24 protein-coding genes are annotated in these 20,646 nt (G+C 66.7%); 19 read left to right on the forward strand and 5 right to left on the reverse strand.

The genetic code is table 11. The annotated features are described in order from the left end of the window. The first annotated feature begins 7 nt into the window (after positions 1-7). The 3 genes from AC58D2_RS01795 to tgt are packed head-to-tail and all read left to right on the forward strand — an operon-like array spanning position 8 to position 3,927. Positions 8-2,197, forward strand: coding sequence for an EAL domain-containing protein (locus AC58D2_RS01795; RefSeq protein WP_497386756.1), 2,190 nt, complete (start codon positions 8-10; stop codon positions 2,195-2,197). Positions 2,198-2,257: 60 nt separating this feature from the next. Continuing rightward, the gene (locus tag AC58D2_RS01800) at positions 2,258-2,746 is read left to right on the forward strand and encodes a hemerythrin domain-containing protein (protein WP_497386758.1); all 489 of its coding nucleotides are present in this window, start codon (positions 2,258-2,260) and stop codon (positions 2,744-2,746) included. 56 nt (positions 2,747-2,802) lie between these two features. Continuing rightward, positions 2,803-3,927 (forward strand): tRNA guanosine(34) transglycosylase Tgt, encoded by a 1,125-nt coding sequence (gene tgt, locus AC58D2_RS01805; protein ID WP_497386760.1) that lies wholly within the window; start codon positions 2,803-2,805, stop codon positions 3,925-3,927. 3 nt (positions 3,928-3,930) lie between these two features. On the opposite strand, the gene AC58D2_RS01810 is transcribed toward tgt, so the two are convergent. After that, on the reverse strand, positions 3,931-4,101 hold the full coding sequence (locus AC58D2_RS01810; RefSeq protein WP_497386762.1) for a NepR family anti-sigma factor: 171 nt from the start codon (positions 4,099-4,101) through the stop codon (positions 3,931-3,933). Between the two features lie 210 nt (positions 4,102-4,311). Here AC58D2_RS01810 and AC58D2_RS01815 point away from each other — a divergent pair, with 210 nt between their 5' ends. Next, on the forward strand, positions 4,312-5,103 hold the full coding sequence (locus AC58D2_RS01815) for a response regulator (RefSeq protein WP_497386764.1): 792 nt from the start codon (positions 4,312-4,314) through the stop codon (positions 5,101-5,103). 124 nt (positions 5,104-5,227) lie between these two features. Further along, positions 5,228-5,641 carry a SufE family protein gene (locus AC58D2_RS01820; RefSeq protein ID WP_497386766.1) on the forward strand — a complete coding sequence of 138 codons (414 nt, stop codon included), beginning with the start codon at positions 5,228-5,230 and terminating at the stop codon, positions 5,639-5,641. Positions 5,642-5,750: 109 nt separating this feature from the next. Here AC58D2_RS01820 and AC58D2_RS01825 read toward each other — a convergent pair whose 3' ends face one another. The 3 genes from AC58D2_RS01825 to clpP all read right to left on the reverse strand — a co-directional run bounded on the left by AC58D2_RS01825 (position 5,751) and on the right by clpP (position 10,630). Next, positions 5,751-8,219 (reverse strand): TonB-dependent receptor, encoded by a 2,469-nt coding sequence (locus AC58D2_RS01825; protein WP_497386768.1) that lies wholly within the window; start codon positions 8,217-8,219, stop codon positions 5,751-5,753. A gap of 275 nt (positions 8,220-8,494) precedes the next feature. After that, positions 8,495-9,763 (reverse strand): ATP-dependent Clp protease ATP-binding subunit ClpX, encoded by a 1,269-nt coding sequence (gene clpX, locus AC58D2_RS01830; protein WP_497386770.1) that lies wholly within the window; start codon positions 9,761-9,763, stop codon positions 8,495-8,497. Positions 9,764-9,976: 213 nt separating this feature from the next. After that, positions 9,977-10,630 (reverse strand): ATP-dependent Clp endopeptidase proteolytic subunit ClpP, encoded by a 654-nt coding sequence (gene clpP / locus AC58D2_RS01835; protein ID WP_497386772.1) that lies wholly within the window; start codon positions 10,628-10,630, stop codon positions 9,977-9,979. Between the two features lie 340 nt (positions 10,631-10,970). Between clpP and AC58D2_RS01840 the strand changes: the two genes are divergently transcribed. The 12 genes from AC58D2_RS01840 to gp17 all read left to right on the forward strand — a co-directional run bounded on the left by AC58D2_RS01840 (position 10,971) and on the right by gp17 (position 19,514). Next, positions 10,971-11,462 (forward strand): hypothetical protein, encoded by a 492-nt coding sequence (locus AC58D2_RS01840; RefSeq protein WP_497386774.1) that lies wholly within the window; start codon positions 10,971-10,973, stop codon positions 11,460-11,462. Further along, positions 11,459-12,769: a DNA-packaging protein gene (locus AC58D2_RS01845; protein WP_497386776.1), complete on the forward strand. Its 1,311-nt coding sequence runs from the start codon at positions 11,459-11,461 to the stop codon at positions 12,767-12,769. The genes AC58D2_RS01840 and AC58D2_RS01845 overlap by 4 nt, the downstream gene beginning before the upstream one ends. Before the next feature lie 179 nt (positions 12,770-12,948). Then, positions 12,949-13,248 (forward strand): GIY-YIG nuclease family protein, encoded by a 300-nt coding sequence (locus AC58D2_RS01850; protein ID WP_497386778.1) that lies wholly within the window; start codon positions 12,949-12,951, stop codon positions 13,246-13,248. An 83-nt stretch (positions 13,249-13,331) separates the two neighbouring features. Then, the gene (locus AC58D2_RS01855) at positions 13,332-14,441 is read left to right on the forward strand and encodes a phage portal protein (RefSeq protein WP_497386780.1); all 1,110 of its coding nucleotides are present in this window, start codon (positions 13,332-13,334) and stop codon (positions 14,439-14,441) included. 97 nt (positions 14,442-14,538) lie between these two features. After that, positions 14,539-14,847, forward strand: a complete 309-nt coding sequence (locus AC58D2_RS01860) for a DUF6127 family protein (protein WP_497387161.1) — start codon at positions 14,539-14,541, stop codon at positions 14,845-14,847. Between the two features lie 131 nt (positions 14,848-14,978). Then, the gene (locus tag AC58D2_RS01865) at positions 14,979-15,422 is read left to right on the forward strand and encodes an HK97 family phage prohead protease (protein ID WP_497387163.1); all 444 of its coding nucleotides are present in this window, start codon (positions 14,979-14,981) and stop codon (positions 15,420-15,422) included. A gap of 5 nt (positions 15,423-15,427) precedes the next feature. After that, entirely contained in the window at positions 15,428-16,567 is a 1,140-nt protein-coding gene (locus tag AC58D2_RS01870; protein ID WP_497386782.1) for a phage major capsid protein, read from the forward strand. 207 nt (positions 16,568-16,774) lie between these two features. Then, complete coding sequence (locus AC58D2_RS01875) at positions 16,775-18,124, forward strand: tail fiber domain-containing protein (protein ID WP_497386784.1); 1,350 nt, start codon at positions 16,775-16,777, stop codon at positions 18,122-18,124. Next, positions 18,121-18,273: a hypothetical protein gene (locus tag AC58D2_RS01880; RefSeq protein WP_497386786.1), complete on the forward strand. Its 153-nt coding sequence runs from the start codon at positions 18,121-18,123 to the stop codon at positions 18,271-18,273. The genes AC58D2_RS01875 and AC58D2_RS01880 overlap by 4 nt, the downstream gene beginning before the upstream one ends. Before the next feature lie 28 nt (positions 18,274-18,301). Continuing rightward, positions 18,302-18,583, forward strand: coding sequence for a phage fiber-tail adaptor protein (locus AC58D2_RS01885; RefSeq protein ID WP_497386788.1), 282 nt, complete (start codon positions 18,302-18,304; stop codon positions 18,581-18,583). Next, the gene (locus AC58D2_RS01890) at positions 18,583-19,128 is read left to right on the forward strand and encodes a head-tail connector protein (protein ID WP_497386790.1); all 546 of its coding nucleotides are present in this window, start codon (positions 18,583-18,585) and stop codon (positions 19,126-19,128) included. Before AC58D2_RS01885 ends, AC58D2_RS01890 begins: the two co-directional genes overlap by 1 nt. Next, on the forward strand, positions 19,125-19,514 hold the full coding sequence (gene gp17, locus AC58D2_RS01895; RefSeq protein ID WP_497386792.1) for a tail completion protein gp17: 390 nt from the start codon (positions 19,125-19,127) through the stop codon (positions 19,512-19,514). The genes AC58D2_RS01890 and gp17 overlap by 4 nt, the downstream gene beginning before the upstream one ends. A 1-nt stretch (position 19,515) precedes the next feature. On the opposite strand, the gene AC58D2_RS01900 is transcribed toward gp17, so the two are convergent. After that, entirely contained in the window at positions 19,516-19,851 is a 336-nt protein-coding gene (locus AC58D2_RS01900; RefSeq protein ID WP_497386794.1) for a hypothetical protein, read from the reverse strand. Positions 19,852-19,900: 49 nt separating this feature from the next. Here AC58D2_RS01900 and AC58D2_RS01905 point away from each other — a divergent pair, with 49 nt between their 5' ends. Continuing rightward, positions 19,901-20,308 carry a phage major tail protein, TP901-1 family gene (locus AC58D2_RS01905; protein ID WP_497386796.1) on the forward strand — a complete coding sequence of 136 codons (408 nt, stop codon included), beginning with the start codon at positions 19,901-19,903 and terminating at the stop codon, positions 20,306-20,308. Beyond that, complete coding sequence (locus AC58D2_RS01910) at positions 20,305-20,616, forward strand: gene transfer agent family protein (RefSeq protein WP_497386798.1); 312 nt, start codon at positions 20,305-20,307, stop codon at positions 20,614-20,616. Before AC58D2_RS01905 ends, AC58D2_RS01910 begins: the two co-directional genes overlap by 4 nt. The last annotated feature ends 30 nt before the right edge of the window (positions 20,617-20,646 follow it).

Here is a 20,646-nt window from a genome sequence, read left to right on the forward strand (position 1 = left end):
TATCGGGATGGAAATGCCGTCGAGGATCGACGCCAGCGACCCAGTGGAGGTCGCCGAAGAAGGTGGGCAGCGGGGCTTTTTCGGCAAGCTCGGATCGCGCATGGCGCGCGGGCGCGTCGATTCGGTCCCCGCTCTCGATACCCGCGAAGCCCTGCTCCTCCTGAAGAATTACGAGGAAAGCCGCGAAGGCTGGTTCTGGTCGACCGATACCAAGGGGCGGTTGACCTATATCTCATCGCCGATCGCGAGCGTGATCGGCCGGTCCGAGACGGCGATTCTCGGTAGTGCCTTTACCGACCTGTTCCTCCCTGCCGACAGCAATGGCGAACGGCAGCGCACCCTGCCGTTCCTGCTGACGCGCCAATCGAAGTTCGACAAATTGCCGCTACGGGCGGCGACCGACGGCGAAGAGCGCTGGTGGGCGGTTTCCGGGCGCCCGCATTTCGACGATAGTGGCAAATTTGCCGGCTATCGGGGCAGCGGCACCGATATCACGGCGCAGCGCCAGTCCGCCGAGGACGCCTCGCGCCTTGCGCTCTACGATTCGCTGACCGGCCTCGCGAATCGCTTTCATATCTCCAAGAAGCTCGATTCGACGCTCGCCGCCTTCGCGCAGCAGCAGCGCAGCTGTGCGATCATGCTGCTCGATCTCGATCGCTTCAAGCAGGTCAACGACACGCTGGGCCACCCGGCCGGCGACGCGCTGCTGAAGCAGGTCGCCGAACGGTTGCTAAAGATCGTCGGCGACAAGGAAATGGTCAGCCGCCTCGGCGGCGACGAGTTCCAGATCCTCCTCCCCGACCAGGAGGATCGCGGGGCGCTCGGCGACATGGCGAGCGAGATCATCGCCAGCCTGTCGCAACCCTATTCGGTCGAAGGCAGCCGCTGCATCATCGGTGCGTCGGTCGGGGTTGCGATCAGCCCCTTCGACGGGATGAGCAGCGATGACCTGGTGCGCAACGCCGATTTGGCCCTCTATGCCGCGAAAGGCGGCGGTCGCGGGCGGTTCCGCTTCTATTCGAGCGATCTCCACCAGGCGGCCGAGGACCGCCGCGCTCTCGAAGAGGATTTGCGCGACGCCTTGACCCGCGGCGAGATGGCGCTTCACTATCAGCCCGTCGTCAACGCGAAATCGAACATGGTCACCGGGGTCGAGGCCCTGATCCGCTGGAACCATCCCGAACGCGGGCCGATCTCGCCGGCGCTGTTCGTTCCCATCGCCGAAGAGGCGAATCTGATCTGGCCGCTCGGCGAATGGGTCCTGCGTCAGGCGTGCGCCGATGCCGCGGGCTGGCCCGGCGAACTGCGGGTCGCGGTCAATGTCTCGCCGATCCAGTTCGCGAACGCCGCGTTGCCGAAGGTCGTCGCGCAGGCCTTGTCGGCGAGCGGGCTTGCGCCCGACCGGCTCGAACTCGAAATTACCGAAAGCGTTTTCCTGGGCGATTCGAACGAAACGGCGCGGATGTTCAAGGCGCTGAAGGGACTCGGCGTGCGGCTGGCGCTCGACGATTTCGGTACCGGCTATTCGTCGCTCGGCTATTTGCAGTCGGCCCCGTTCGACAAGATCAAGATCGACCAGAGTTTCGTGCGGGGTGCGACGGCCAAGGGATCGCGCAACGCCGCGATCATCGCGGCGATCGTCGCGCTCGCCGAGGCGCTCGAAATGGAAACGACCGCCGAGGGGATCGAATCGCTCGACCAGCTCGACCTGATCCGCAAGCTGAACGTCAGCCATGTTCAGGGCTATATCTATTCGAAACCCGTTCCCCAGTCGGACCTCGTTGAACAGGCCGACGCCGGATCGTGGACGATCAAGCCGGTCGGACCGGCCAAACAGCGCAACGACCGCGTGTCGCTGTTCCGCCAGGTTGGAGCGATCCACGACAACCACCGCTATAATGTGGTGATCCGCAACCTGTCGGCGACCGGCGCCTTCATCGAAGGGCTGCTCGACGTGCCGATCGGAACCCAGTTCGTCATCGATTTCGGCGAGGGCCAGCTCGCCACCGCCACGGTGCGTCGGTCGATCAACCACCAGCAGGGTGTCGAGTTCGAACAATCGCTCGTCAGCGACGGCAATGGCGGGCTATGCACGCGCCACCGCGTCTCGCCCTATCTCATCGCGGCGGCCGCGCAGCAATCCCCGGCAATGAGCTTGCCCGCCTTTACGACGACCAGCGATTGGAAGGCGGCCTGACGGGAACCGCTCCCGCGATCGACCGTTTGGACCTGCGACCCTCGAACGATGGAGCAGGACATGGCCGAAACCAAAATCTTCGCGCGACTGAAAGCCGATCACGACCGTCACCGCGACTTGCTCGCGCAAATCGACGAAACGCACGGCGACAGTCCCGAGCGTGAGCGCCTGTTCGAAGCCTTCCGCGTCGAAGTGACCGCGCATGCGGCCTCCGAAGAAATGTCGCTCTATGCCACGATGCTCGCAAAGCCCGACCTGCGCGACGACGCGCAGCACAGCGTGTCCGAGCACAAGGAAATAGAGGATATGCTGACCGAATTGTTCGAAATGGACTTTGCCTCGACCGGCTGGCTCACGCGCTTTCGCACGATGAAGGACCGTTATCTCCACCATATCGACGAGGAGGAGGAGGATATGTTCCCCGCCGCCGAGGATGGCCTGTCCAACGCCAAGAAAAAGGAACTCGCGGCGATCTTCGAAAAGGAAAAGCCGAAGGAAAAGGCGAAGGCCGCCGAAGAGGAGCCGTCGAGCGAAGACGAGCGCGAATAGAGGCCGCGCTCGACTTTCCTCGACTTTTTCCCTCGCTGCCGTCATAGGCGCGCGCGATGACCGACAGATTTGCCTTTCATATCGCCGCGACCGACGGCGCGGCGCGGACCGGAACGATTCGCATGCGGCGCGGCGAGATCCGCACGCCGGCCTTCATGCCCGTCGGCACCGCCGCGACGGTAAAGGCGATGCGGCCCGCCGAAGTGCGGGCCACCGGCGCCGACATCATTCTCGGCAATACCTATCATCTGATGCTGCGGCCCGGCGCCGAGCGCATGGCGCGGCTGAGCGGCCTGCACCGGTTCATGGGGTGGGACCGGCCGATCCTGACCGACAGTGGCGGTTATCAGGTCATGAGCCTGTCGGCGCTGACCAGCCAGAGCGAAGAGGGGGTCGCGTTCAAGAGCCACCTCGACGGATCGCGGCACATGCTGACCCCGGAACGATCGATGGAAATCCAGCGCCTGCTGGGCAGCGACATCGTGATGGCGTTCGACGAATGCCCGCCCAACGGCGTCGACGCGGCGCGCGCGGAGGCGAGTATGGAACGCTCGATGCGCTGGGCCGCGCGCAGCCGCTCGGGCTTCGATGCGGGCGAAGACCACGCCGCGCGCGCCGCGTTGTTCGGCATCCAGCAGGGGTCGCTCGACGAAGGGTTGCGCGCGCGGTCGGCGGAGGCGCTGATCGACATCGGCTTCGACGGCTATGCCATCGGCGGACTCGCGGTCGGGGAGGGGCAGGAGGCGATGTTCGGCGTGCTCGACTATGCGCCGGCGCAGCTTCCCGCCGACAGGCCGCGCTATCTGATGGGCGTCGGCAAGCCGGACGATCTGGTCGGAGCCGTCGCGCGCGGGGTGGACATGTTCGATTGCGTGCTGCCGACCCGATCGGGGCGCAATGGCCAGGCCTTTACCTGGGACGGGCCGCTCAACATCCGCAACGCGAAGTTCGGCGAGGACATGGGATCGCTCGATCCCTCGTGCGACTGTCCCGTGTGCGCCACTTGGTCGCGGGCCTATCTGCACCATCTGGTTCGCGCGGGCGAGATGCTCGGGGCCATGCTGATGACCCAGCATAACCTCCATTTCTATCAGGCGCTGATGCAGGCGATGCGGACCGCGATCGCTGCGGGGCATTTCGACGGGTTCCGCAAGGATTTTTCGGCGCGCTACGGGCGCTGACGATCAATCGAGCTTGGAAAGCAGGTCGAGCATCGACTTGGGAATCGTTTCGTCGAGCGCGGACTCATAGGCGCGGCGCAGGGCGATGTTCACGTCCTGCCCTTTCCTGGCCGCTTTCTTGTCGCCGATCTTGCCGGACGTCTTTTGCTGTGACGAACCGGATTCAGACGACATTATCGAGATATCCGTTGGACATGGGGCCTTCTGCTAACCGCGCCTTCACCAAATCGCAATGGCGATTGAAACTTTTATATGAAACCATTTTATCGCTAAATCGTTCCGCTTGAGTAAAATTATGTCGGGGGCAGGCGAACGCTGCGCGCTTCGGCACAGAATCTGCGGGTCACAAGGCGGGCAAGGCGCTCGCATCAGGAGATTGGTCATATGTCACTGGGTCAGGCAATCGCGCCGCATCTTCCCTATTTGCGGCGCTACGGCCGGGCGATCTCGGGCAGTCAGACGAGCGGCGATGCGCTCGTCGCCAAATTGCTCGAAACGCTGGTCGCGCATCCCGATGCGATCGATACGACGGGGGATCTGCGCATCCAGCTTTACCGGATGGTTCACGACAATTTCGGCGTAATTGCCGAAGAGGCGCGCGCCGACGAAGCGGCCGCCGCCGACGTGAAGATCGCCGATGCGCGTCTCAGCCGGATTCCGTCGCTCGCGCGCCAGGCCTTGCTCCTTACCGCGGTGGAAGGGTTCAGCGAGGACGAAACCGGTCGTATCATCGGTCGCGACACCGCAGAGGTGCACCGGTTGATCGACGACGCGATGGACGAGATCGACCGCCAGACGCGTGCCCGCATCCTGATCATCGAGGACGAGCCGATCATCGCGATGGATATCGAGATGATCGTGCGCGATCTGGGGCACGATGTCGTCGCGGTCGCGACAACGCACCGCGAGGCGGTGGCCGAGGCGCAAACCCACCATCCGGGCCTCGTCCTCGCCGATATCCAGCTCGCCGACAATAGTTCGGGGATCGAGGCGGTGCAGGAGATCCTTGGCGAAACGAGCGTGCCGGTCATCTTCATCACCGCCTTCCCCGAAAGGCTGCTCACCGGCGACCGCCCCGAACCGGCCTTCCTGCTCACCAAGCCCTATCAGCCGGCAACGCTGCGCGCGGCGATTTCGCAGGTCCTGTTCTTCGACGAAAGCACGGTTCCGGCCTAGGGTCAGGACCCTAGCCCTTCGGGGGGTGGGCGCCTTTCTGTCTTCGTCCGGCGTCTGCCGCGGCGACGGAAAAGGGAAGGAGGCCCCCCTTTCAACCTTCGTCCAACTATGCCACTGCCCGGCGATGCGCAGCCTCGACGACATCTATGAAGAATATGACTTCCTCGACGGCGACGATCGCTATCGTCTGCTGATAGAACTCGGCCGCACGCTCGAACCGATGCCCGACGCGCTCAAGACCGACGCGACGCGGGTACGCGGCTGCTCGGCGAGCGTCTGGGTCTATCCGGTGCCGCAGGCCGACGACGACCGGCTCCACTTCCTTGCCGACAGCAATGCCGCGATCACCAAGGGCATCGTCGCGCTGGTTCTCGCGGCGGTGCAGGACAGGCCCGCGGCCGAGGTCGCGGCGATGGACGTCGCCGCCGCGCTCGCGCCGTTCGACCTGACACGCCAGCTCTCGTCGAACCGTACCCAAGGCGTCCCCAACATGATCGCGCTGGTCCAGGACACGGCCCGACGCATCACCGCCGGCTGAGGGTAATCGGCTCGGCGCGGACGCGCCGGCCCCGCGATTTTTGCAACGCGCACGAAAAAGGGCGCGGGAGTTTCCTCCCGCGCCCCTGTTTCGCGTCGGTCGTCGCGGCTTAGAAGCCAATGACGATCGAGCCGCTGATCGCGCGCGGCGAACCGATGTTGACGAAGGTCGAGCTGGTGGTGAGGCCCGTCGAGGCCGAACCGATGTAAACCTTGTCGAACAGGTTGCTGACGTTGAACTGGAAGAAGGTTTCCTTCAGGCCCCACTGTTCAAGCGAGAAGCGCGCGTCGAGATCGACCACCGTATAGCCCGGGAGGGTCACCGTGTTGATGTCGTTCAGGAAACGGCTGCCGGTGCGCTTGACCTGCGCGCCGAGTTCGACCGGGCCCAGCGTGCCCTGAATGCGCGCGCCATAGGTGTACTTCGGGGCGCCCGCTTCGCGCTTGCCAGCGGTGGCGGCAAAGCTCGCGGTGCCGGTCTGGACGTCGTCCTTGATCTTCGACTTCAGATACGACCCGAAGACATAAACCAGGATGGGATCGGCAGGACGATAGGCGATGCTGCCGTCGATGCCGTATTTCTCGACCTGACCCAGGTTGCGCGTGACGGTGCAATCGCAATCGGGATCATAAGCCGACGCAAGACGGTTGGTATATTTGTTGTACCAGCCCGAAAGCTGCGCCTGCACACGGCCCGACTGATAGCGGAAGCCGGCGTCGAACGCGTCCGAGGTTTCCGGCGTCGGCGAACCCGACGGGTCGCCTTCGGGGAAGTAGATCGCCCCATAGAGGGCGTCGGTGCCCGGGACCGAAAGGTTCTTGGCATAGCTGGCGAAGACGCTGGCGTTCGGCGTGAACTTGTAGGTCAGGCCGACGTTCGGCAGCAGCTTGTCGTACTTCAGCGTGCGCGACTGCGGCGCGGCATAGTCGGGATTCGCTGCAACATAGGCGGCGATATCGGCATCGCCGTTGATGCAGTTCACGTTGCCGCCCGAATCGGTGGTGACGCAATATTGGTTGAGGTCACGCTTGAAGAACGGCGCGCGGGCACCGAGCAGCACGATCAGCGAATCGTCCATGAACGAGCCGCGATACTCACCCGAAACCTGATGCAGCGTCGCATAGGACAGGCGGTTGCGCTTCTGCGGAGCAATTCCGCTGCTGTCGAGGATCGGATCGTTGATCGGGAAGACGTCGTACGGCTCGCCGTTGGGATAGAGGAAGCCCGCGGTGCCGGTCTGGCGGTGACGCGCCCGGTCGAAGGTATAAGCGATACGAATGCGGTTCGATTCGTCGATGTCGTACGACAGGTTGGCGATCACACCATAGCGACGCGTCTGCGTATGGCTGGGCGAGAGGACATTGACGAAGTCTTCGGTGTCGCCGTCGCCATTCAGGTCGACGCCGCCGAAGTAGTAATATTGCGACGAACGGCCGCCGCGCGGCGTGTTGCGATCGTCACCGGTGAAGATGCCGCCAGTGAAACCGTCTTCCGAAAAGCCTTCATAGCCGTACGACGTGCCGCCGCCGTTCGCCTTCACATACTGAAAGCTCGGATCGACGGTCAGGACCAGGCTGTCGGCCAGCGTGAAGCGCGAGTTGATGCGGATGTTGCCGGTGTTCGACGGGTTGTAGCGGCGTTCGAATTCGGTGCCGCAGCTCGACGCGAAATCGACCGCACCCTCGACGCCCGGAGCGATCGAGCAGGGATAGTTGATGTCGTAGAAGCGCGCTTCGGGATCGAGCGGATAGGCGACGTTGGAAACCGGCGAACCGTTGAAGTTGTTGCGATTTTCATTGTAGTGGCCGGCGATCGAGATGAAGTCGCCATTGTCGCCGATCGGCTGATAGATCTTGCCATTATACTGCTGCTTGTCGACGCCGCCGTAGTTCGAATAGGTCGAATCGTTGGTCGCCTTCGACGCCGAGAACCAGGCTTTCGTGCCCCAGGGGGTGAACACGCCCGTCTGGATCATGCCGAACACGCGATAGAAGGGGCGATCGCCCGGATTGCCGCGCGCGACGATGTTGCCATAGGTGGCGCTCAGCATGCCGCCGACGTCGTCGCTCGGGGTGAGCGAACGGATGTTGATCGTGCCGCCGGCCGCCGATGCGGTCGGGCTGTCGACGTCGGTCGAGCCCAGGCTGACGGTCGCCGATTCGATGATTTCGGGATCGAGCATCTGGTTGGTGTAGAGCGCGTAGTTGCCCGAATCGTTCAGCGGGATGCCGTCGATCGTCTGCGAAATACGGTCCGACGAGAAGCCGCGGATCGTGAAGCTGCCGCCCAGCGAGCCCCAGGGGTCGTTGTTGGTGAAGCTGACGCCGGGAACAAGGTTCAGCGTGTCGTTGATGGTCTGGCCCGGGCGCTGACGCATGATGATTTCACGGTCGAGCGTGACCTTTGCCTTCGGCGTTTCCGGAACGACCACGCCACCGACGTCGCGCGACACCGAACCGGTGACGACGATGGCGTCTTCGAAGTCCTGCGAACCGGTCGACTGGGCGAAGGCCGGCGTGGAAAGCAGCGCGACCGGAACGAGCGCGGCGCTGGCTGCCAGAGTATAGCGAAATTTCATCTTGGGTGTCCCCTTTGTGTGACAATCGGCGGCGTGCAACTCAGGGCACGCGTCACCTGCGAGCGCCCCTGAAGCTCGCGTGTGGCACGATTGTGACAGCAAATGTGACAATGCAAGGGGACCGCCGGGTGCGGATCGCGCGCGGACCTGAAATCGGCTGATTTCCGTTGATCGCGAAAAAACGGCGCCGCGCCGCGGGTCATTTTTTCCCGCAACTGTTGCTGCAATGCAACATGGAGGCGAGGGCGGCGCGCCGGAACGCGCCGCGACTCGGGTCAGGCGGCGTCGCCGGCCTCTTTCGCCTTGTCGGCATAGACGCGGACCGGCTGCTTGCGGCCCTCGACAACGTCCTTGTCCACGACGATCTCGACCACGTCGGTCAGGTCGGGCAGGTCGAACATCGTGTCGAGCAGGATCGCCTCGACGATCGACCGCAGCCCGCGCGCGCCGGTCTTGCGTTCGATCGCCTTCTTGGCGACCGCGACGAGTGCGTCGTCGGTAAAGGTCAGCGCGACCTCCTCCAGGTCGAACAGCTTCTTATACTGCTTGACCAGCGCATTCTTCGGCTCGCCCAGGATCTTGACCAGCGCGTCGACGTCGAGATCCTCGAGCGTCGCGATGACCGGCAGGCGGCCGACGAATTCGGGGATGAGGCCGAACTTGAGCAGGTCCTCGGGCTCGATCTGCTTCAGCACTTCGCCCGCGCGGCGCTCGTCGGGGCCGGCGACATGCGCGCCGAAACCGATCGACTTGCCCTGCAGGCGGTCGCCGATGATCTTTTCGAGGCCGGCGAAGGCGCCGCCCGCGATGAACAGGATGTTGGTCGTGTCGACCTGCAGGAATTCCTGTTGCGGATGCTTGCGTCCGCCCTGCGGCGGGACGCTCGCGGTCGTGCCTTCCATCAGCTTGAGCAGCGCCTGTTGCACGCCCTCGCCCGACACGTCGCGGGTGATCGACGGATTCTCGGCCTTGCGGCTGATCTTGTCGATCTCGTCGATATAGACGATGCCGCGCTGCGCCTTTTCGACATTATAGTCGGACGATTGCAGCAGCTTCAGGATGATATTCTCGACATCTTCGCCGACATAGCCCGCCTCGGTCAGCGTCGTCGCGTCGGCCATGGTGAAGGGGACGTCGAGGAAGCGGGCGAGCGTCTGCGCGAGCAGCGTCTTGCCGCTGCCGGTCGGGCCTACGAGCAGGATGTTCGACTTCGCCAGTTCGACGTCGTCGCCGCGCCCCGAATTGGCAAGGCGCTTGTAGTGGTTGTGCACCGCGACCGACAGTACGCGCTTGGCGGTATTCTGGCCGATCACATAATTGTCGAGATGCTGGCAGATTTCGAGCGGGGTCGGTACCGCGCCGTCCTTGCGCGCGGCGACGCCGCCCTTGATCTCTTCGCGGATGATGTCGTTGCACAGTTCGACGCATTCGTCGCAGATGAACACCGTCGGTCCGGCAATCAGCTTGCGGACTTCGTGCTGCGATTTTCCGCAGAATGAGCAGTAAAGGGTGCTCTTGCTGTCTGAGCCAGAGAGCTTGGTCATAAAATTCCTTTTCGGACCGCACGGAATCGTCGTGCGGCCGGTCCTGACGCGACCCCCGCTGATCGCGTCTCGTCATATCCTAGCCCCGGTGCCTCCAATTACAATATGGCAATTGGGTGACATCGGCGCAATGCCCCGACTAGGGACTCGCGGCCAATCGACCGTCAAGAAACGCGGTTAGCGTGATATTGCCGAGCGGGCGGCGGACCGCGATCAGGGCGTCGGGCCCTCGCTCTGTTCGCCGGTCGCCTCGGCCGTGTCGGGCATGCCCGGGCGGCGATCGTAGACATGGTCGACGAGCCCGAATTCCTTGGCCTCATCGGCCTCGAGGAAGGTGTCGCGGTCCATCGCCTTCTCGATCTCTTTCAGGCTGCGGCCGGTATATTTGACGTACAGGTCGTTCATGCGCTTCTTGATGCGCAGGATTTCCTTCGCCTGGATTTCGATGTCCGACGCCATGCCGCGCGCACCGCCCGACGGCTGGTGGACCATGACGCGCGCATTGGTCAGCGCGACGCGCATGCCGGGTTCGCCGGCCGCGAGCAGGAAGCTGCCCATCGACGCCGCCTGCCCGATGCACACCGTACCGACGCGCGGGCGGATATATTGCATCGTGTCGTGGATCGCCATGCCCGCCGTGACGACGCCGCCCGGCGAGTTGATGTACATATAGATGTCCTTCTTCGGATTTTCCGATTCGAGGAAGAGCAGCTGGGCCACGATCAGCGACGCCATATTGTCCTCGACCTCGCCGGTCACGAAGACGATCCGCTCGCGCAGCAGGCGCGAGAAGATATCGAAGCTGCGTTCGCCGCGGCTCGTCTGTTCGACGACCACGGGAACCAGGGCGGCGAGCGGGTCCATCATCTGAATTTCGTCCTTATCTTGAAATGCGCCGCCGAGAACCGGCGGGCGAGCCATGCTGCCGCCCTACATCGGCTCCGGGCGGGAAGGTTTCAAGGGGGCAATCTTGCCGGGCGTTTCGGAAGTGGATCGTCGGGTCTGATCCTGGTTCATCGCAAGCGGGGGCCGAACGGCCGAGGCGCAAAGAGCCCAAGCACCGCCGTTCGGACACGCATAACCATATGGGTTATTTTACCTTGACATCGTAACGCTGATATGGCACAAGGGCTACATCATGCGGAATTGCGAGTCGGGCCGGCGCCTTTCGGGGCGTGCGGCCCGACGGCTTTTGGAGGAATGCGGGATGGGGCGCACGAAGCCGGATGAAGCAAAGCGGGCGGGGCGTCCCGACCGCGCGCAAATGGACGTCTTTCTCGACGAACTCGCGGCAAGCTCGAACGTCGCGGCCTCGGCCCGCGCGGCGGGGGTTTCGGCCAACGCCATGTATCGCGAGCGCCGGCGCAACGTCGCCTTTGCCAAGCGTTGGCACGAGGCATTGTGCGAGGGCTATGCGCGGCTGGAAGCCGAGCTTTTGTCCGAGGCGCTGGTGGCGCCGAACGGCAATGTGAAGGAGGCGACGCTGAAGTCGCGCGCGCAGAAATACAGGCTCGGCCTGTCGCTGCTCGCCGCGCATCGTGCGGCGGTGCGCGGAAGCGCGGCGCCGACCGGCGGGACGGCGACGGTCGGGGCGGGCGATGCGAAGGCGCGGCTCGCGGCAAAGCTGCGCGCGATGCAGGCGCGGGTGCAGGAGGAGCGCGCGTCGGGCGCCGACGAGGATGGGGACGACGGATTTTGAAGCGCGCGATCGAATGGGCGGAGGGGTCGTCCAGCGATCTCGATGCGTGGTTGCGGCGGCTGGACGATGCGAAGGCCGAGCGATGGCTCGCCGACTGGGATTTCTGGCGGCGCGACGATCAGCGTCCGCCCGCGGGCGACTGGCGCGTGTGGCTGCTCCTCGCGGGGCGCGGCTTTGGCAAGACGCGGACGGGGGCCGAATGGGTGCGCGCGCTCGCCGAGGCGACGCCGGGCGCGCGGATCGCGCTGGTCGCGGCGTCGCTCCACGAGGCGCGGCAGGTGATGGTCGAGGGCGAGAGTGGGCTGCTGGCGATCGCGCCGGGCTGGGCGCGCCCGGTCTATGAAAGCAGCCTCCGGCGGCTGACCTGGGCGAACGGTGCGGTGGCGACGCTGTTTTCGGCGGCCGAGCCCGAGAGCCTGCGTGGCCCCGAACATGGCGCGGCATGGTGCGACGAAATCGCCAAATGGCCGCACGGCGAGGTCGCGTGGGACAATCTGATGCTGACGATGCGGATCGGCCACGCGCCGCGCGTCGTCGCGACGACGACGCCGCGCGCGGTGCCGCTGGTGCGGCGGCTGATGAAGGAGGCGGGCGTGACGCCGACCGGCGGCGCGACGGGGGCGAACCGGTTCAACCTGTCGGGAGCGTGGCTCGCGGCGATGCGGCGGATTTACGGTGGAACGCGGCTCGGGCGGCAGGAACTCGAAGGCGAAATGCTCGAGGATGTCGAGGGGGCGCTGTGGACGCGCGCGCTGGTCGAGCGATGCCGGGTCGGGGCCGATGCGGTCGGCAAACCGGTGCGCGTCGTGATCGGGGTCGACCCGCCAGCGACGGCGACCGGCGATGCGTGCGGGATCGTCGTCGCGGCGCTGCTGCGCGATCGCCGGATCGCGGTGGTCGAGGATGCGAGCGTCGAAAAGGCGCCGCCGTCCGTCTGGGCACAGGCGGTCGCGGCCGCCGCGGCGCGCTGGGGCGCCGACCGGGTGATCGCCGAAAGCAATATGGGCGGCGAGATGGTCGCGGGCACGCTGGCGCAGGCCGACGTGACGCTGCCGGTGCGCGCGGTCCATGCGAGCGTCGGCAAGGCGCGGCGGGCGGAGCCGGCGGCGCTGGCCTATGAGCGCGGGCAGGTGGTGCATGCGGGGGTGTTCGCGGCGTTGGAGGACCAGCTTTGCGGGTTCCAGACAGGCGGCGGCTATGCCGGGCCGGGGCGCTCGCCGGATCGAGGCGACGCGTGCGTGTGGGCGCTGGCGGAGTTGCTGGAGGGGATAAGGAAGGGACGGGAGCCGGGGGTGCGGGTGGTTTGATGGGCGCGAAAATCTTCCGGCCTGGCTTGATCCTGGCTAGCGGGACCCCGGATCAAGTCCGGGGTGACGAGCGGGGTTTCGCCTCTCATCCTATACTGTCGGAACCGTTTTGGATGCTTCGGGGGCCAGCGCTGTCACCCCGAGCTTGACCCGGGGTCCCGCTTTCAGAATGCAAGCGAATGGAACGCGAGCGCAAGGGCGGTTGGGTTTATATCATGGCCGATCGCTATCGTGGTACGATGTATGTCGGGGTCACGGCGCATCTCGCGGCGCGCATCCACCAACATCGCAGCGGAGGCGGTTCGGATTTTTGCGCGCGTTATGGGCTGGTTCGGCTGGTGTGGGCGGAACGTAGCGACGACATTGCGCTTTGCATCGCGCATGAAAAGCGGGTCAAGCGCTGGCATAGGCAGTGGAAATTCGACCTGATCGAGCGTGGGAATCCGGACTGGCTGGATTTGTTCGATCTGCTGACGTGAGGAAGAAGCGGGACTCCGGGTCGAGCCCGGGGTGACGGAGGTTGGGATTGCAGCGTCGCGGCGCTGTCCAATGGGAGAACATCATGAACTGGTTTGGCCGCAAGGCTGCGCAGTCTTCTGCGCGGCCGGCTTTGTCGCGTGTGTATGGGGGCTGGAGTGCGCCCGCGCCGCTGTCGTGGGAGGCGCAGGTGCGCGCCGGTTATCTGGGCAATGCGATCGTGCAGCGCGCGGTTCGGCTCGTCGCCGAGGCGGCGGGGTCGGCGCCGCTGGCGGCGAGCGATCCGGCTTTGCTGCGGCTCGTCGGGGCGACCTCGGGCGGGCAGGGTCTGGTCGAGACGCTGGCGTCGCAGTTGTTGCTGCACGGCAATGGCTATGTGCAGATATTGGCCGACGGCGCGGGGGCGCCGGCCGAGCTTTTCGCGCTTCGGCCCGAGCGGGTGACGGTCGAGGCCGATGCGCGCGGGTGGCCGGTCGCCTATCGCTACAAGGCGGGCGGGAGCACGGCGGTGCTGCCGGCCGAGGATGGTGCGGGGCGCGTGGCGGTGGTGCATGTGAAGGCGCTACACCCGCTCGACGATCATTATGGCGCGGGGTGTTTGGGCTCGGCCTCGGGAGCGATCGCGGCGCATAATGCGGCGGCGGCGTGGAACGCGGCGCTGCTCGACAATGCGGCGCGGCCGTCGGGGGCGCTGGTGCACGATCCGGGCGACAAAGGGATGCCGCTGTCGGCCGAGCAGGTCGACCGGCTGCGCGACGAACTCGCCGAGAGCTTTGCCGGCGGGGCGAATGCGGGGCGGCCGTTGCTGCTCGAAGGCGGATTGAAGTGGCAGGCGCTGTCGCTGTCGCCCGCCGAGATGGATTTCCTGGAACTGAAGCATAGTGCGGCGCGCGAGATCGCCATGGCGTTCGGGGTGCCACCGATGCTGCTCGGGCTGCCCGGCGATGCGACCTATGCCAATTATCGCGAGGCCAATCGCGCGCTGTGGCGGCTGACCGTGCTGCCGTTGTGCGCGAAGATATTGGGGGCGATTTCGCAGGGGCTGGCGGGCTGGTTCGCGGATGCCGCGCTGCGCGTCGACATGGACCGGGTGCCGGCGCTGGCCGAGGACCGGATGGCGCTGTGGCGCGAGGTGTCGGGGGCCGACTGGCTGACGGCCGAGGAGAAGAAGGCGCTGCTGGGGGTGGGCTCTTAGCTACCCCCCGTTCACCCCGAACTCGATCCGGGGGTCAGGGCCTGGGCGCCGCTGTGGATCCCGGATCGCGTCCGGGATGACGAAGGGGAATATCAAAATGGACGAGGACGAGGCGCTGGCGCGGTTGATCGCGCTGGCGGGGACGGGTGCGCCCGATGCAGCGCTGCTGCGCGCGGTGGTCGAGGAAGCGAGCGAGCTGGGCGCGCGGCGGGCGCTCGCGCGGCTCGGCCTCGCCGACGCGGCGGCGCGCGACGACATCGGCGATTTGCGCCAGCTGCTCGGCGCGTGGCGCGACGCGAAGAAAAGCGTGTGGGCGGCGGTCGTCGACTGGGCGGTGCGCGGGGTGCTGGCGCTGCTCGTCGTCGGACTGGCTGTGAAGCTGGGGCTGCCGGGGTTGCTGAAGTGAGAACGGCGGCTCGGCTTGAAAAGGGTTCACGCCGAGACGCGGAGACGCGGAGAGACGGCCCGGTGCGCCCAGGTTCGGCTCCCAACCTGCAATCATTCAAGGCCGTGATAGCGGAAAGCGAAGGGGCGGCCCTGCCGCCCTCTTTCAATCTCCGCGCCTCCGCGTCTCCGCGTGAACCCCTTGGGGTCCGCTTTGCGGGCTATGTCTCGGTGTTCGATCGGGTCGATCGCGGGGGCGATGTGGTGCGCAGCGGGGCGTTTGCCGCGAGTTTGCGCGAGCGCCGTGCGGTGCCCCTCCTGTGGCAGCATCGGCCGGGCGCGGTCGTCGGCGTGATCGAGACTCTGGCGGAGGATGCGCGCGGACTGCGCGTCGTCGCGCGGGTAACGCACCCGACCGCGGCGGGGCTGGTCTCGCGCGGGGCGCTGACGGGATTGTCGTTCGGATATCGGGTGCGCGGCGCGCGCGGGAGCAATCCGCGCGAGTTGCTGGCGCTCGACCTGGCCGAAGTGAGCCTGGTCGCGATGCCGATGCAACCGGCGGCGCGGGTGATTGCGGTGGAATCATGGAAGGAGTGACGAGCATGGACGATATGGAAGTGAAGGCCGATGCGCTCGAAGGCGCGTTCGATACGGTGCTGGCGGCGGAGGCGGTCGACGAGCTGAAGGCGTCGGTCGCGGCGCTGAAGGCCCAGGTCGATGCGCAGACGGTGGCGGCGTCGCGGCTGCCGCTCGACGGGGCGAAGGCGGCCGATCCGGCGCGTGACGCCTTTGTCGAGCGATACCTGAGGCGCGGGATCGACGCGGGGGTCGAGATGAAGAGCCTGTCGGGCGCGAGCGGAGCCGAAGGCGGCTATGCGGTGCCGCGCGAGATCGACGGAGCGATTGCGGCCACGCTGACGTCGCTGTCGCCGATCCGGCGCATCGCGACGGTCGTGCAGACGGGAACGAGCGGCTATCGCAAGCTGGTCGCGACCGGCGCGACCGAGGCGGGCTGGGTCGGCGAGACCGCCGCGCGCCCCGAAACGGGCACGCGGAGCTTTGCCGAGATCGCGCCGCCGTCGGGCGAGCTTTATGCCAATCCGGCGGCCAGCCAGGCGATGCTGGACGATGCGATGTTCAACGTCGAGGACTGGCTGGCCGACGAGATCGCGCGCGAATTCGCGGTCGCCGAAGGTGCGGCGTTCGTGACCGGCGACGGGACGAACCGCCCCAAGGGGTTCCTGTCCTATGCCGCGAGCGACGAGGACGATGCGAGCCGTGCGTTCGGGACGTTGCAATATGTCGCGTCGGGCACCGCGGGCGGTTTCGCGGCGGCGAGCCCGCAGGACGGGCTGATCGAGCTGGTGCACAGCTTGCGCGCGCCGTATCGGCAGGGGGCCTGTTGGGTGATGAACAGCGACACGCTGGCGCGCATCCGCAAGTTCAAGACCTCCGACGGTGCGTTCCTGTGGCAGCCGGGTCTGGTCGAGGGGCAGGCGGCGAGCCTGCTCGGCTATCCGGTGGTCGAGGCCGAGGACATGCCGGCGGTCGCCGCCGATAGCCTGTCGGTTGCCTTTGGCAATTTCCGCGCCGGATACCTGATCGCCGACCGCGGCGAGACGCGCATCCTGCGCGATCCGTTCAGCAACAAGCCCTTCGTGCATTTCTATGCAACCAAAAGGGTCGGTGGTGCGATCATCGATACGAACGCGATCAAGCTGATGAAGTTCGCCGCCAGCTAAGCGGCTGGTGTGCGGGGCGTCCGGCCCGCGCTCCCTACCCTTTCGGGGGAGGGTCGGGCGCCCACGAATCGACGTCCAATTCCGCCCGTTCCGGCCCGCAAAGAGCCATGTCCGGCGCGACCGCCGCTTATGTGCGGCCGCGCGCTGCGAACGAAATCGGGCGTGGCTTGGTTTTCCGACAGCTATTCCGGAAAGGATGGCCCTGCCATGCCGAATCTGTTTTTTGCCGACCTGGTGCGCGAGATGTGCGACGAAGGCGGAGCGGGAGCGCTGACGCCCGCGGGCGCCGTGCCCGGTCATCGCCGCTTCGCCGACGCGGTGCCGGCGGATACGCCCTTTCACTATGCGATCGCCGGGGTCGCGCTGCCCGGTCAGTGGGAGGTAGGGCAGGGCCGGATCGACGGCGAGGGCCGGCTGCAGCGTGACAGTGTTGCCGCCTCTTCGGCGGACGGCGAGCCGGTCGATTTCGCACCGGGGCTGAAGACGCTGGCGCTGACCGTCGGGGCGGACTGGTTCGGTGCGAGCGATGCGGCGGCCGTGGCGGCCGCGACGGCCCTGGACGCCAAGCAACCGGTGTCGACGCTGCACGACGTCGCCGCAAGCGGCGTCTCCGGCGACCTGGTAACACTGCGGCGCGGCGACGGGTGGGTGAACCTGCCGCTGTCGGCGCTGGCCTATCGCGGCGCCGACGGCGGACATGTGCTGAGCGGCCCGCTCTGCGCACCGACGGGCAGCGCGGCGGCCCCGTCGCTGTGCTTTGCGGGCGACGCCGACACCGGCGCCTATCGCGCCGGGACGAATATGCTGGGCTTTGCGGTCGGCGGGCAAGAGGTGTGGCGGCTGTCGGTCGACCTTGCCACGATGACCACGCCGGCCAGCTGGAATGGCGGTTTGCGGATGCAGAAGCCCGGAGGGCCATCGCCGGCGTCGATCCAGTGGACGATGAGCCACCGGTCGAACAATATGGACCTGCTGTTCTTCGGGTCCGACGGCAGCACCTATCGCGACTATCTGAAATTCGACTGGCTGAATGCCGAAACGCGGATCGGGATCGGCGGCACCCCGACGCTGTGCGTCGGCGCGAGCCATGTCCGCGCCGGCGCGGACAACAGCGTTCCGCTGGGGCAGGCGGCGTGGCGATGGGCCACCGTCTATGCGGGCACCGGGGCGATCAACACATCCGACGCGCGCGACAAGAGCTGGCGTGACGCGCCGAACGCGGCCGAATTGCGGGCCGCGCGGCGCATCGCCTGCGAACTCGGTTTTTTCCGGTGGAACGATGCAATCGCGGCGAAAGGCGAAGCGGCGGCGCGTCTGCATTTCGGCGTCGAGGCGCAGGCGGTGTGGGCGATCATGGCCGACGAAGGGCTGGTCGAAGCGATCGCGCCGGGCGTCGAGCCCGACAGCCGCTATGCCTTTCTGTGCCACGACCGCTGGGACGAAAGCGCGGAGGGTGCCGAGGCGGGCGACCGGTTCGGCATTCGCCCCGACCAGCTCGCGCTGTTCCTGATCGCGGGACAGGAGGCCCGGATCGCGGCACTGGAGGCGGCGGCATGACCGGCGATGCGCTGTCGGCGCGGGCGATCGGCGATGCGGGTCCGCGCGCGCTGGCGAGCGAATGGGGCGGGCCGGGACCGGTGCTGCCCACCCGCAGGCTTCACGTCGCGCGCGGACCGGCGCGCCGCGTGACGCTGCGCAAGCCGTGAGGATGGAAAGCAGAGGGGAGAATCGGCGATGACCATGACGGTCAAGGATCCAGCGACGCGGATCGACTACGCCTTCGACTGGAGCGCGGCCTATCCCGCCGGGCAGGCGGTGACCGGCAGCGACTGGGACGTGGTGCCCGACGAAGCGGAGGGCGTCGCGATCGTCGCGGCCGCCCACGGCCTGTTGCAGACAACCGCGACGCTGACCGGCGGGGTCGCCGGTCGCGTCTATCGCGTGACCAACCGGGTGACGCTGAGCGACGGGCAGGTCGACGAGCGATCGATGAGCGTGAGGGTGGAGGAGCGATAATGGGCGAGAGCATGGCACCAGGCGCCGCGGCGGTGACGCTAAACGAAGCGCGCGGCTGGCTGCGGATGGGGACGACGCTGGACGACGCCGTCGTGGCGCAGTTGATCCGCGCCGCGACGAATATCTGCGAGGCGTTCATCGGACGCTGGCTGGTCATTCGCGAGGCCGAAGAGGAGGTGGGGCTGGAGGCGGGCCGCGCGCGGCTCCGCATCCGGCCGGTCGTCGCGGTCGACGCAGTGGCGACGATCGACGACGACGGCGAGGAAACCGCGTTGGCGGCGGACGGCTGGCGTCTGGCGACCAGGGACGACGGTACCGGATGGGTCGCGCCGGTCGAGTCCGGCGCCGCGACGCGCCTGCGCGTGGGCTATCGCGCCGGACTTGCGTCCGGTCCGAACGACATCCCCGAAGCGATCCGGCAGGGCATCGTCCGGCTGGTCCAGCATCTGCATGAGGCGCGCGACGATGCCGACCGGGCTCCGCCCGCGGTCGTCGCGGCGCTGTGGCAGCCGTGGCGGCGCGTCGGGCTGGGCGGTGCGCAATGACCGCCGAGCAGGCGGTGCGCGCCCGGGCGCTGGCGGTGCTGGCAGGCGACAGCGATCTGGCGGGGCGGGTTCACGGAATCTTCGACGGCGCGGCGCGGCGCGCATCGGCGCCCTATGTCGTGGTGGGCGCAGCCGAGTCGGGCGACTGGGGAACCAAGGACCAGCCGGGGCGTGAGGTGCGCCTGACCGTGACGCTGGTCGGGGTCGATCCCGGTGGACCGGGCGATGCCGGGGCGCGGATCGGCGCGCTGGCGCCGATGCTGCGCGGTGCGGGCGAAGGCTGGACGATCGCGGCGGTGCGGACGCTGCGCAGCCGGTTCAGCCTTCGCCGCGCGGGCGGCTGGCAGCAGGACATGATTGTCCGCTGCCGTTGCCTGGCCGGATGACTCAGGCCGCGGGCAGCGTGTTCGTTTCGCTGTAATCCTTGAACTTTTCGAGGAAGTTCTCGTGATAATCGTCGACCTGCATGTCGGCGTCGTCGGTCGCGTCCTCGTCGGAATCGCCGCTCGCCTTGTCGAGCGCGATCACCGCCTTGCGGAAGGCGTCGCGTTCGATCTGGCAGACGGTCTTGAGCGCGGCTTCGTAATCGGCCGGCGCCTTCTTGTCCTCGAGCGACTTCTTCAAGTCGGCGTGCAGGCATTTGGTGAAGGCGACGCGCGTGGTGTCGACCGCCGCGGTCGGCGACGGCGCCATGGCGACCAGTAGCAGGCTGGTGATGAGCATCCTCTTTCTCCCCGTTTTTGCGGATGATTTGTGGTGAGGAGAATAAACGATGGCAATCGAAAATGGGAGCGCTTTTCTGCTCAAGATCGGTGACGGGTCGGTGCCGCCGACATACCGGACCGTCGCCGGTTTGCGCACGACGCAATTGTCGGTGAACGGAGAGGCGGTGAACGTCACGACCAAGGAGTCGGGCGGGTGGCGCGAACTGCTGTCGGGCGCGGGGGTGCGGTCGGTGTCGGTGAGCGCGGCGGGCCTCTTTACCGGGTCCGACGCCGAGATACGGCTGCGCGGCAAGGCGCTGAGCGGGGCGATCGACGATTTCCAGCTGAGCTTCGAGAGCGGCGAGCGGATGGAAGGGCGCTTTCTGGTGACGCGGCTCGATTATGCCGGCGATTACAATGGCGAGCGCCAATATACGCTGAACCTGGAATCCAGCGGTCCGGTGGTGAGCCTGTGAGTGCGGCAAATCCGCTGCGTGGCGAGGCCGAGCTGCGCTTGGGCGGTGAGGTCCATGCGTTGCGGCCGAGCTTTGCCGCGCTGGTCGCCGCCGAAGAGGAATTGGGGCCGCTGGTCGCGCTGGTCGAACGCGCCGCCGACGGCGGGCTGCGGCTTGCCGAGCTTGCGGCGCTGTTCTGGCATTGCCTGCGCGAGCGGCCGGTCGGGCTGACGCGCGAGGCGGTCGGCGAGGCAGTGGTGGCGCAGGGGCTGGCGGCGGCGACGCCGGCGCTGCGCGTGCTGCTCGGACAGATTTTGCAAGGACGATGAGGTGGCGGGCGACGGGCGAGCGGCCCACCC

The sequence above is a fragment of the Sphingopyxis sp. CR5 genome, assembly GCF_059693785.1.